This is a genomic window from Gaoshiqia hydrogeniformans (genome assembly GCF_049347105.1).
In the GTDB taxonomy this organism is placed as follows: domain Bacteria; phylum Bacteroidota; class Bacteroidia; order Bacteroidales; family Prolixibacteraceae; genus Gaoshiqia; species Gaoshiqia hydrogeniformans.
Map to the genome: position 1 here is coordinate 5,310,128 of NZ_CP186334.1, position 11,987 is coordinate 5,322,114.

An 11,987-nucleotide genomic window follows, 5' to 3' on the forward strand; every position below is an offset into this window, starting at 1 on the left:
CTTTATAATATACTGAAAATCTCTTCCTTAAAAGAACTGCTGAGCAGCTCATACATCTTTTTTCGCGCCCGGTGAATTTTTACTTTCACATTGCTTTCCGACAAACCGGTAATCTGGCTGATCTCTTCCACTTTTTGTTCCTCGTAATAATACAAGGTAATCAATACCTGATCCTGTTCAGGAAGCATTGAAAGCGCTTCATTTAAACATTTCTCCAGCTCTGCCTTATTGATTTCGCTTAGCTGTTCGTGTATTTTAATTTCGTCCTTTTCGCTTAAATACTGTTCATCCAGCGACCGCACTTCCACTTTTCTCTTACGCAGCAAGGTTATACAGCCATTATAGGTGATGCTGTACAACCAGGTGGAAAACTTCGACTTTTGCCGGTACGAATTTAACGACCGATAAGCCTTTACAAAACTATCCTGCGCCAGTTCTTCTGCATCTTCTGCATTTCGAAGCATTTTTAAGGCCAGCCCGTAAACCAGGTCCTGGTATTTTTCAACCAGGTACGAAAAAGCGGCCGCATCTCCCTGCAACACCTGTTCAATATAATATTGATCGTCTTTAGGGCCCATATTTCCCATATGACGACAATTTATCATTCAGGTTACAGATCACTTAAAATTTTTTATCCCTTTCCTCAAAATACCAGCAGGCCAATCAAAAAACAACGAAAACAAAAAATAAACGGGCAAACTTGTAACCGCCGGCATCAGGCTGCGTCATAAAGACGAATTCAAAATGAATAACCAATAAAAATGATAAAGTCATGAATGAAGCAATTGTAATCCCGGTCAGTTTTTTCGCGTTTATATTCGCCATGTGGTACGTGTATATCAGTACCCGGAACAAAGAACGAATGGCCTTAATTGAAAAAGGGGCCGACGCCTCCCTGTTTAACGCCAGGGCCCGCGGGGGAAACTTTCTTTCGCTGAACTATTTTTTGCTGAAAATAGGCTTCCTGTTTATGGGAATTGCCGTTGGCGTGTTGTTTGGCAACATCCTCGACATGTACAGCAGCCTGGAAAGCGGTACGGCTTATGTCTCCATGATCTTCCTGATGGGAGGTTTTGGCCTGGTTGCCGGACATTGGTACCACGCGCACAAAGAAAAAGGGAAAGTACAGGAATAGCTGTTTACTGCCAGAAAAATAAGCCTTTGCCCCTGATAGCTACAGCCTCCTGCCTTTGAAGCAGGCAATACGAAACGTTCTGCAATCCGTAACAGGAATACCGGAAACAGCTATCCGGGGTAAAGGTTTTCATGATCAATCAATTCACGTTTGGACTATTTTGTGCTGCATATCCATCTCCTGGTCTTAAACCCGATGAACTTCCCGGTAAAAGCAGTGTTCCATTTCGCACAGGGTGCACTGATAGTCGTGAAACTCAACATGGCGCCCAATACCAATCAGCCCGCTGATTGATTTTACGGGATACATCAGCGACGAAGGCGTTAATTGAACACCACAGGGCGATTGACCCAAAAGCGAGAACAGTTTATGCTGATCGCTCACCGGCCAATGGCAGTAGCCCGGGCTGTAACGATTGGTAATCTGTTCGTGATTCCCGTCAGCTTCGTCCCTGACAATTTCCTGGAGCCGGTCTCCTGCTGCTTCAGCAATCAGGGTCCCCAGCACGTCGTATACGTACCCCAATACCGGGTCGTCTCCTTTAAGCAGTTGTTCCGATTTTTCGCTGACTGTTTTTCCTGCCGTGCACACAAAGAAGGCCAGCCTGGCGGCCCCCTTTAGTTCACCGACAACGGTCTTGCCAACGTTAAACTCCTGTCCATTCACCCGTACCGACCGTTTATTTTCTCCCCAGGCGATCCGGTCAACAAGCCGGAATGCTCCCCCGATATCATTCAAACCGGCGGCAAATGCGAATGCCTGTTCCAGATAGGCCGGGAAAGGATCAGGAAAGAAACTTTCGTCGTAACCAAGCAGTCTGATCAGCCCGAGGCGATCAATATTCAGTTCATCAAAACAAAAAGAAAATTCTCTGGTCATAGGCTAACATACTCATCAAACATGGTTTGCAGGTTTTTCCCTTTTTCAAAACGTCCGATCAAAACCAACTCTCCGGCTCCCGGAAAGTCCGAAACTTCTTCGCAGCTGGAATCATTAAACACAGCTTGCACGAATACCGTTTTTCCACCAACTAATTTAACAAAACCTTTGTACCTAATACAATTTGGCCTCAGCTTTTCAAGAAACTGAAACAGGCGTTCAGGTTTTATTTCCCGGGAACTCCTGATTACCGCAGACTCGATATCGGGCCGGCCAAAAGATTCTTCTTCCGGGAAAAAACGGATTGACTTTTTTACCTCCGCAAACGTCACCTTGCCGTAAGTTGCCGGAAACAACCGGGCATAAGGATTTATCTTTTTTACATGAGAAACGATCCCCTCGATTTTGCCTCCGGCCAGGTCAATTTTATTCAGAATAATGATATCAGCCACCCGCAGCTGATGGTTTAACCGCGGCAACAAGGCTGGAATCCGGTCGAAATTAAGGGTATCAACCAGGCACCAGACTTGTTCGAGGTAAACCTTTCCTTTTATTTTCTCCGACTGAAAGATTTGTCCTACACCAATCGGATCGGACAAACCGGATGCCTCCATGATCAACACATCCGGCTGGCATTTGTCGACAAAATCAGACAGCGAGCTGATGAACGATCCCAGTAAACAAACACAAAAAACCGAACCGTTATTTATCTCCAGAATTTCGTGGCGGAAAGTTTGCCGAAGATTTCGCCCGTCGATATTAACAGGCGAAAACTCATTCTGAATAATCGCAATTTTTCTTTTCCCCTTGTCCCGGCTGATAAAATGATTCAGGAAAGAAGTCTTCCCGCTTCCCAGAAACCCAGTCACCAGATGCAGCGGAATACTCATTGATCCAGGCAGTTTTTGATGGCCTGCACAATGGCTGTTTTCGGAGGTATCTGGCTGATAAATTCAATCTTCCCGTTGATGCAGGTGGTAGGTACGTTTTGCACACCCAGGGCCATCATCATCCGGATACCGTCGATCTCTTTAATCTTATGCTCGTTTACCACGACCTGATCACCGAATTGGCCGGAAGCCTGTTTCACTGCTTCAACCATATACTGACAAGGCGCACATGAAGCCGAATCGAGGGTAATGATATCCACAATCGCCTTTCCTTCAACAAAATGACCGTCAAGACTCAGGGGTTGGAGCGATGAACTGTGCTCCATTTCGCGGGTCACCTGCCGGGCATAATCATCGTAAACCAATTCGCTTACCGCTTGCAGATTTTCAACGGGCGTGTCCATCGGCAAATCGCAACCGGGAGCCAAAATAAAGCCCCGGTTTCCGCCCAGGTCGAGACAATTCACGGCTTCCTTTTTCGAATCCAGCTCGTTGCCCAACAGCAAAACGCTGGTCAGTTTCAGGTTTCCTCCAAAACTAATCCCTTTTTGCAGAGCTATTTCCCTGACGTAGTCTAGCGGGATATTCTCGTCAATTGAAATATTATCGGGCCTGCAATCGCACATCACTTCAATATTTTGTTGCGCATGGCCGCATACGAAAAACGAACTGTACTTATTTTTGGACCGCACAAAGTCGAAAATCTTCCGGGCATACGGACTTACAAAAGTTTCGAAGGACATGGGATCAATCTGGCTGGTCATCGGGTCGACCACCGCAATCACATCGCAGCCTGCCTCAAGTAACATCTCTGCATGTTTTATCCCCGCCTGGCTGCAAAACTCCATGACTTCACCTACGTAATCCGGATCTTCAAACAACTTCATAAACACATCGGTCCCCATCAGGTGAAGGGCCAGGGTAAAGGGCCCGGTAATTAACCCATACAGGGCCAATTCCGGATATTTATTTCGCAGAATGGCCGTCGCTTCAAGTTCAACTGGCAAACGTCCGTCAGTTGCGGCCGGTAACTTTAATGAATTAAGCGTAATCCCTTCGGCCAGGGGGTGTGAAACCACTGCCGGAGGATTTTCTTTGCTCCATACCAATTTACAACCCAAGATTTCGGCTTCGATCTGTAAATCAAACAAGACCGGAATTCCGTCGGGTTTGTACAATTCAATTGCTTTACTGATCCCGTCAACAATGTTTTTTGAGGATCTCAAATACGCTTCTGCATCTACCCCAATCAACCGGCCGCCGTGAACACCCACAAATGGCACCCAGGGCGCACGGTCCGCTTCTTCCAGCCGAAACGCTTTTTCAAGTAAATTTAATCCGTTCATCTCTTCATTTTAAGCGATTTTTGCATTCAAAAATTCAACAATTCCTTGCGGATCAGCAGCATACACATCGGCTCCGATTTTTTTACAGAAATCGTTATTCACCGGGGCGCCGCCAATAGCCACCAGGGTTTGCGGAAACATTTCCTTTATTTCCTTCGTGATTTTTTCCATGTTGACCATCGTCGTAGTCAGCAAGGCCGACAAACCAATCACCGCGCCGGGATGTTCTTTTAAAGCCGCCAAATATTTATCGGAACTCACATCTGTCCCGAGGTCAATCACCTTGTAACCGTTTCCTTCGACCATCATCGATACCAGGTTTTTGCCAATATCATGCAAATCGCCCAGCACCGTTCCGATAATAAAAGTGCCTTTTTGTTTGGCTTCGCCCGAAGCAAAATAAGGTTTCAGGTGGATCATGGCGGTGCTCATCGCTTTTGCCGACATCAGCACCTGGGGAACAAACACTTTATTCTCGCGGAATTTAATCCCAACCCGTTCCATGCCGGGCATTAATCCGTAAGTCAGGATGTCCTGGGCCGGAACAGCCGATTCGAGCGCTTGCCGGGTAATTTCGTCGGCGCCGTCTTGTCCTTTCATTTGCGGCGGAAAGGGAGCAGCTTTATTGATTTTGCCAAATTCAACACATTCGGCCAGTTTTTCTAAAAGATCGTTCATAACATTCAGATTTAGTTTTAATTACAAATCTACCAGCTAAAACAGACAGAAAAAATAGGATTTTCTTTGAAAAAGATGGAAAATCTTACTTTATTTGATTGTCTAATCCTTCTTTTTAATGATCGTCAAAAAACGGTTTGTCAAATTACCTCCATTTATTGTTGAAGGACAAACGGTAGATCCGTTGACCAAAGATCTTTACCTCTGCGAACTTTCCGAATTACTTTTCGGGAAACACGCTGTTATGGAAGAAACCACGCCCCTTCGGAATCATTTACTTTTATACTGCATAAAAGGAGGTTGCCATTTAAAAATTGCTTCGGATGATGTTGTTTTAGCGCCTGAGCAGTTTTGCATTATTCCCAACGGATTTACCTACAAGCTAATTTCGGGGCCAACCGAACCCACCATCCTGTTTTTTTGCCAGTTCAACGGCTCAAAAAGTAAAATTCTGGAACAGGAATTTACTGTCGTCCGCGATTTGATTCCCTCGGTAAACAACCGCGTGGCAAACCGTAAAATGCTGATTGACGAACTATTCATCAACCTCTCGCGCGGGTATCTTTATGCCAACATGCACTATGTAAACTTCACGTTTACCCACCTGCTGGCCACCTTTGTTTTTGCCTCGAAAACCAGCGAAGATATTCAGGTTGAAGACAATCCGCTGATTCAAAAAACCATTCGTTTTATGGAACAAAACATCGACCGGAAATTGTCGCTTCAAGAGATCGCCGATGAAACAGGTTTCTCGGTGACCTACCTTTCAACCATCTTCCGTAAAGAAACCAACTACAGCCCCTTGAGTTATTTCTCGCACTTAAAAATTACCCGATCGTGCGAATACCTTGATCAAACCAAACTGAAAGTCAAACAAATCGCCTTTTTACTTGGTTATTCTGATCCGTACTATTTTTCGAAAGACTTTCAAAAAAAGATGGGCATTTCGCCACGGGCTTATCGCCAACGGGTAAAAAACTGAACAATTTTATACCATCATCGACTGTCAATCACTTATCCTAACGGCTGATCCAAAATATAAGCGGCTTTTTATCCGAATTTTCCAGACGAACCGGTTTTCCACCGTTTAACTTCGTGATTTTGCCGGTCAATTTACCGGTTTGAGGATCAATCGGGTACAAGCTGAATTTTCCCTTCAGCGACGAAAAGTCCAAATCTACAGACTGCGCCCCGGCCAGATAAATGATGGATTCGCCTTCATTATTCCGCAAGATGTAGATCCCTTCCTTCCGGCTGTCAACGGGCTGCATGGACGAAGCGCTCTTCAGAAATCCAACCGGCTCAACCGGAGGAATTGCTGCCAGTGATCCGCCGGCCATAAATACCGCCCAGCCGAAAGCCATGTACTGTCCTTCGGAATATAGGACTGCCTTTTCGGGATAACCCAACTTGTACCCGCTTACTGCACGGTAAACCTGTTCGAACGAACGTTTCCCCGGATTAACCAGTCGGGCATGCTGGCGGGGAGCCAAATGCTGACCGCCCATAGGCGCGTACAAACTGCCGTCGGCGCGGTAGGCCCAATAGCGGATATCAATCAGATCGACCACCGGTGAGCGGACAGGGTCGGCCAAAATCGCATCCTGTACCTCTTTGGTAGCACTCAGCCCGGTGATTATCTTTTCCCCTGTTTCATTTTCCCATTCGCTGATCACGTCAATCCAGAATTGAACAAAGTGCAGCGGTCCCGAATATTCTTCACTGGTGAGTTGAATCACACCCGTGTTTCCGCGAAAGTTTTCCAGGCACTGCCGAATGTAAGCCCGGTGTAATTCGCGGCGAACAGGATGCGTGACATCGTAAAAAGGCTCATCCATGAAAATCCGTTTATCGCCGGCGTAAGGAGGTGGCTCCGGGAAACCTGTATCGTTGATATTATTGACCGGTCGCCAGGGTGAATCGGCCCAATGGGCCCCGGCTTCCAGAATAGTGTGTTGAAAATAGTTTTGATGGATCAGTATCAGCCCTTTTTGGTCGGCCAGGTCGGCAAATTGTTTCAGGCGCATCCAGTACCAGGGATTATACTTTGTCAGATCATACCTGCTCAATCCGTCCCAGGCCGTACCTTGCCCTGAACGGGCAAAAGGAAGTTCGTAAAACGGGGGCCACACATCGCCGTCCATTCGGCGGACACGTTCGTGGTCGTCGCGCCGGCGCTCATACCAAAGTGCATAATTTTGCTCCATGCCGATCAGGTTATTTTTCAGCATGTTGTCGGTCAACTGGTCCAGGTCATCGGTATAACCGGTTCCTGTCCGTCCCGGAACATAACGGGTTATTGCCGGCTTTGCTCCCGCCAATCCTTTCGGACGAATATTGCCGCTCCACCACGGAACCGATTGGCGCATGCCGGTTAATACACGATCTCCCCGCACCAGCCAGCCGTTTTTCAGGTTCGCCGGCAAACCGGGAGTTTTTTTCTTTTCTTGTTGAATTCCAATCTGATCAATGGTTTTTACGCCTGAAGATGTGACTGTTACCGGATTAAGTTCAGACGCACGGGCGACCCATTTCTTCATTGTAGTTGCCGGCTGACACGACAAAACCGTCAGTTCGGCTGCCTGCTCCACGGTGGGGCTGCTGGTTGCATTCGTTTCAACGATCAATAAGCGGGCGCGGTCAGCCAGGTCAACCTTCAACCGGCTTTTAAGTTGCGCGTAATACATGCTTCGCGGGTTGACATGACTGTTCGGGCTTTCCCAGTAACCATTTCCGTTGAATAATGCCCAGGCACCATAAGCCCAGTTCATCGCTCCCGGAGGCGCCGGATTATCCATGCGAGCCGCCGAACATTGCCACATCACGCTGTTGCCCCCGGTCCATCCGGCCCCGCGTCCTTCCGGTCCGCGGTTCGGGAAACCCAGGGCATGACCATCGACATTTACAACATCGAGCAAAACACCCGATGCCCAGCTATCGATGGTACCGCTGTAATTAAACGGCAAATGTGATTCACACTGTACAAAGGCGATTGGCCCTGCAGCGCAGGCGCCTACAGCAAAATCGTGGTAGCCAAATTCGGCGTAACAGCGTTGCACCAGGGTTTGAGTACCATTTATAAAGAATGTATACCGACGTTGCCCGCCAATTTCGGAAACCGGTTTCAACGAAAGGCAATCTTCTACCGTAACACGGCGGGCGCTTTCGAAAACTGCTACAGCCGATCCGGCAAAATGTTCAAAGGTGATTTGCCTCACCCAGGCGTCCTGAGCATTTTCTACCGTAATGGCCATCCACCGGTGGTTTTCATCTTTCGGATTTTCCGGATCGTATATCGAGCGAAGCGTCATATTTTCAATTCCCACATGGCTGATCCGGCCCGGCCACTGGTAGCGAACCAATTTGCCTCCGCCTATCTGCCGGTCAATTGAGGTGGTGAGCGGCGCATCAACTGTCACCCGGCTCCCTTCTACAGAAACCACGGTGCGGTCCCAGCGGATATCCTGATCGCCGGGCCGCCAACCCAGCCAGCCAGTCTCTCCGCCAAATTCAGCCATTCCGAGTAAGCTGATCCATTCCGTTGTTGACGGTCGCTGTACCGATACCCGGTCTCCTGCTTTAAAATTTTGTCCGTTTTCTACTGAAAAAGAAAAAGCGCCAACCGGCACATAAGCATCGGTAATTTCCAGTGGCTTTTCGTCTTCACGATCATCATTTCCGGCTATCTGTACCAAGGTCTGGCGACCGGTACCGGCACCCAGCAAAACCGTTTCGTTTTCGCCCTGCCCGTAACCGCGCAATACAACTCCTGAGCTGGGAATAACCACCCCCCCGTAAACCGTATGTGTTCCCCGTTCAAGTAAAACGGCGCCCCGAAAGCCGTTGGCATCGGCAGGCAATGCAGCCACGTAGTCAATCGCCGACTGAATGGCAGCAGTGGCGTCGCCCTCCCTGACGGGAACTACCACTCTCACCGGAACCTGCGGAATTGCCTGCTCACCGGCCATGTAACCGGCATAGGAGAAATCGGGTATCCGGTTACCCAATGAGTCGGGTATGCTGATGACCGAACCATCTGTAATTTTCAACGGTTTAAATTCCGGTTGCTGTGCCAGGCCTAACAAGGCAAAGCTTTGCGCCAGAAAAAAAGACAAAACCTTCGCACAGTGTTGCCACACGAAGGTTTTCATATCAATTTTGTTTTTGAATGAATAATTCATAAACAGCTATTTTACTTTTTCTGATTTTCGCGAATCCTTTCTTCCCATTCCTTGCTTAACTTTTTCAGGTCGTAGCCTCGGGCCGACAGGTAATTGTTGATCCGGCCTTTGTATTTTCCGAACCAGCCGTGCTTCTCGTCCGACGAACCGGCATCCATCGCCTGTTCACGAGCTTCAACCAGCCAGTCGTAGATTTGCTGCTGTTCCTCCCGGCTCAGCTCCGGAATCATGTCGAGATAACCGGCATAGGTAATCGGAAGAACGCCGTAGGTCATGCCGTTTTTAACGCCTTCAATTTGTTCGTCGTTCAACTCTTTGGCTAGATTTTTCAGGTATTGCTTGTGCAATTTAGCCAGGTCTTTATCCGCTTTTTGCTGAATTTTCGCAGTCTTTGCTGTGACTGACTCCTTGTTCTCATTTTCTTTTTTTACTTGCTCTTTGGCGACCTTGCTTTGATCGTGAATCCCATTCAAGTCATAATACTGTTGGGCGATCAGGTCTCGCACGCGGTTAAATTTAGCCTCATCCTCAATATTCAGCTTATCGGCAATCTTTTCGGCCCGTTTGCTCACCACTTCCCAATAGGCTTCATCGGTATGGTTTTTCCCGGTATTTTTTTGTGCAACACCCTGTAAAACCATCAACAACATGATGGCCACAATATTTAACGACATCTTAAACATGATCTCAATGTATTGATTATTTCTGAAAAACTGATTTTAAATACGCCACATTGGCTCCAAAATTACCCCGGACATCCTGTGGTTTCGCCGCATCGCGCGAACGCTCCACCAGTAACCAACCGCTCCAACCCATTTGATCGAGCTTTTGCTTTACCCTCTGCATATCAATTTCCGGATCATTTTGCAGCCACACGCCATCTTTGTTGGTGCAATGGATTTGGGCAATACGGTCTTTACCCAGAATTTCCATTTCGCGATAAAGGTCGCGACCAGCTGACAAGGGATTGGAAAAATTGAAACTGATTTGAATGGCAGGCGAGCCGATCTCGTTGAGCAATTCCACCTCGCCGGCAGCGTCCAGGGCGGTTTCAATACCGATGATTACTCCGGCAGCTTCGGCTTTTTTTGCCACCGCTTTTAAACGTTCGACAATGGCTTGACGCCGTTCGGAATATTTGTTCAGGTCGCCCTCGACCCCCAGCGGCAAAAAGCCCACTTTCACGCCCATCAACACCATTGTATTGATGCAATCCTGAACGGTAAGCTCAACGCCTTCGCGCGTGGGAAACGACTGTGAATAAAAGCCTGTCATCGCCAGCGAACTAATCTCCAGGTTCAACGCGCGGGCGGTATCCAACCAGGCTTTACGTTCCACCGGGTCGGCCAGTTTGTTATCGAAGGTCGGGCGGTTTCCCAGTCCACCCATATCTACTTCCACCCCATCGGCGCCCTGCTCTTTCGCCAAGGGGAAGGCGCTGATCTTTTGGCGCTTCAGCAACATCAGGTCAATCACCCCTATTTTATAACGCTCCGGTTGAGCAGCGTCACCATCGGCATGTTGGGCAAAAGCCACCTGCACAATGATTAAAGCCGCAAACACGAATTTCAAATATCTCATTTTATTCCCATTGATGATTTTTTATGCCAGCGGTTTGTGTAGATGAATTATCCGGAGATGGTATCGATGTTGTTGCCGAGGTTGCGATAGTTAATTTTTTCAAGCGGATTGGTGCCGTTGAGGTATTCCTCAACATTCGTATAACCGTCACCGTCTGAATCGAACACACCATCTGCCGGGTTTTTGGGATCAAGCTTGTATTTGATTTCCCATTCGTCCGGCATGCCGTCGCCATCACTGTCAACAGGAACTTCAGCAGGATCGAAAGACAAGGTGGGATAGCCACCGACTTCGGAAATATCCTTAATGATACCGGTCGCCGTCATCGGTTTTCCGCTGCGCACCATTTCCGTGACACGTGCATCAACAGCGTCGCGCCTGGGCAACGTAGCGCCGGCTTTTGCGAGCACGGACTCAAAAGCAACCCTGGCGGGTTCATGTGGAGCAACAGGCCACCCTTCAAACGGCGTGTTCACACGGGCAAGCTGTTCCGGGCCGACCATGCCGGCCCAGTTGTTCGCAGTAACCTCTTCATTACCATCCATGACATTGCCGGCAACATACCATTTGCCGGGCCGGTTTTGAGCCTTGGGATACCAGTCTCCCTCGGCCCATGCACTGCCGGGCGAATACATGCTGCGTGATTCGATGCGGGCAAAAACAGCGCGCATGTTGTCATTGGTGGCGGGGCCGGGCTTGTAATAATTGTTGATGACATTAACGAGAGAGGTTTCGTCGCCGCCATCCATCGTGCGATGGCGCCAGTTGAAGATGACATTGTTGCGGAAATCAAACGGGCCGGACATGCCGATGGATGGATTACGGGCCGTGTTGCAGGCAAAAAGGTTGTGATGAAATGTGGAAGGTTTTCCTCCCCAGGTACCGCCAAAGGCGTGTCCGCGGGCGTCAAGCGCTTCGCTGGATATCGTCCACTGGACCGTAATATTTTCGGCTGCATCTTTTATCTGGGTACTTCCGTCGAGTGAAGGTCGCATGTGCCGGTAAAGCGAAATGTTTTCATCCATGCCCCAACTGGTTGAACAATGGTCGATGATGATATGATGAGCCGGATTACCGCCAATATTATCGTCGCCTTGCCCGCCGACAGGGACACCACGCCGCACACGCAGGTGCCGGATAATCACATTGTATGTGTTGATATTGAGCGTACCCGCCACGCAAATACCATCACCCGGCGCAGACTGGCCGGCGATCGTGATATCGGGATGATTGATATTGAGATCCGTATTGACCTTAATTGTGCCTGCAACACGGAACACGACGATACGAGGCCCTT

General features: G+C 48.5%; 11 protein-coding genes. 2 read left to right on the top strand and 9 right to left on the bottom strand.

Going from position 1 to position 11,987, the window contains the following annotated elements:
* Window positions 1-2: 2 nt before the first annotated feature.
* A complete protein-coding gene (locus ACOIT5_RS21155; protein ID WP_423128151.1) occupies window positions 3-587 on the bottom strand; it encodes an RNA polymerase sigma factor in 585 nt (194 codons plus the stop codon).
* A gap of 185 nt (window positions 588-772) precedes the next feature.
* Here ACOIT5_RS21155 and ACOIT5_RS21160 point away from each other — a divergent pair, with 185 nt between their 5' ends.
* A complete protein-coding gene (locus ACOIT5_RS21160) occupies window positions 773-1,135 on the top strand; it encodes a DUF6249 domain-containing protein (RefSeq protein ID WP_423128152.1) in 363 nt (120 codons plus the stop codon).
* Between the two features lie 186 nt (window positions 1,136-1,321).
* On the opposite strand, the gene ACOIT5_RS21165 is transcribed toward ACOIT5_RS21160, so the two are convergent.
* From ACOIT5_RS21165 to ACOIT5_RS21180, 4 genes are read right to left on the bottom strand one after another with little or no spacing between them, the layout of a single operon-like run.
* Complete coding sequence (locus ACOIT5_RS21165) at window positions 1,322-2,014, bottom strand: vitamin B12 dependent-methionine synthase activation domain-containing protein (protein WP_423128153.1); 693 nt, start codon at window positions 2,012-2,014, stop codon at window positions 1,322-1,324.
* Window positions 2,011-2,904, bottom strand: a complete 894-nt coding sequence (locus tag ACOIT5_RS21170) for a CobW family GTP-binding protein (protein ID WP_423128154.1) — start codon at window positions 2,902-2,904, stop codon at window positions 2,011-2,013. Before ACOIT5_RS21170 ends, ACOIT5_RS21165 begins: the two co-directional genes overlap by 4 nt.
* Complete coding sequence (locus tag ACOIT5_RS21175; RefSeq protein ID WP_423128155.1) at window positions 2,901-4,250, bottom strand: uroporphyrinogen decarboxylase family protein; 1,350 nt, start codon at window positions 4,248-4,250, stop codon at window positions 2,901-2,903. The genes ACOIT5_RS21170 and ACOIT5_RS21175 overlap by 4 nt, the downstream gene beginning before the upstream one ends.
* A 9-nt stretch (window positions 4,251-4,259) precedes the next feature.
* On the bottom strand, window positions 4,260-4,928 hold the full coding sequence (locus ACOIT5_RS21180; protein ID WP_423128156.1) for a cobalamin B12-binding domain-containing protein: 669 nt from the start codon (window positions 4,926-4,928) through the stop codon (window positions 4,260-4,262).
* A gap of 118 nt (window positions 4,929-5,046) precedes the next feature.
* On the opposite strand from ACOIT5_RS21180, the gene ACOIT5_RS21185 reads away from it, so the two are divergent.
* Complete coding sequence (locus tag ACOIT5_RS21185; protein WP_423128157.1) at window positions 5,047-5,910, top strand: helix-turn-helix domain-containing protein; 864 nt, start codon at window positions 5,047-5,049, stop codon at window positions 5,908-5,910.
* 37 nt (window positions 5,911-5,947) lie between these two features.
* Here ACOIT5_RS21185 and ACOIT5_RS21190 read toward each other — a convergent pair whose 3' ends face one another.
* From ACOIT5_RS21190 to ACOIT5_RS21205, 4 genes are read right to left on the bottom strand one after another with little or no spacing between them, the layout of a single operon-like run.
* The gene (locus ACOIT5_RS21190; protein ID WP_423128158.1) at window positions 5,948-9,109 is read right to left on the bottom strand and encodes a DUF6298 domain-containing protein; all 3,162 of its coding nucleotides are present in this window, start codon (window positions 9,107-9,109) and stop codon (window positions 5,948-5,950) included.
* Window positions 9,110-9,120: 11 nt separating this feature from the next.
* Window positions 9,121-9,792, bottom strand: a complete 672-nt coding sequence (locus tag ACOIT5_RS21195) for a DUF3826 domain-containing protein (RefSeq protein ID WP_423128159.1) — start codon at window positions 9,790-9,792, stop codon at window positions 9,121-9,123.
* 16 nt (window positions 9,793-9,808) lie between these two features.
* The gene (locus ACOIT5_RS21200) at window positions 9,809-10,690 is read right to left on the bottom strand and encodes a sugar phosphate isomerase/epimerase family protein (protein WP_423128160.1); all 882 of its coding nucleotides are present in this window, start codon (window positions 10,688-10,690) and stop codon (window positions 9,809-9,811) included.
* 47 nt (window positions 10,691-10,737) lie between these two features.
* Window positions 10,738-11,970, bottom strand: a complete 1,233-nt coding sequence (locus tag ACOIT5_RS21205) for a pectate lyase (protein ID WP_423128161.1) — start codon at window positions 11,968-11,970, stop codon at window positions 10,738-10,740.
* Window positions 11,971-11,987: the final 17 nt, after the last annotated feature.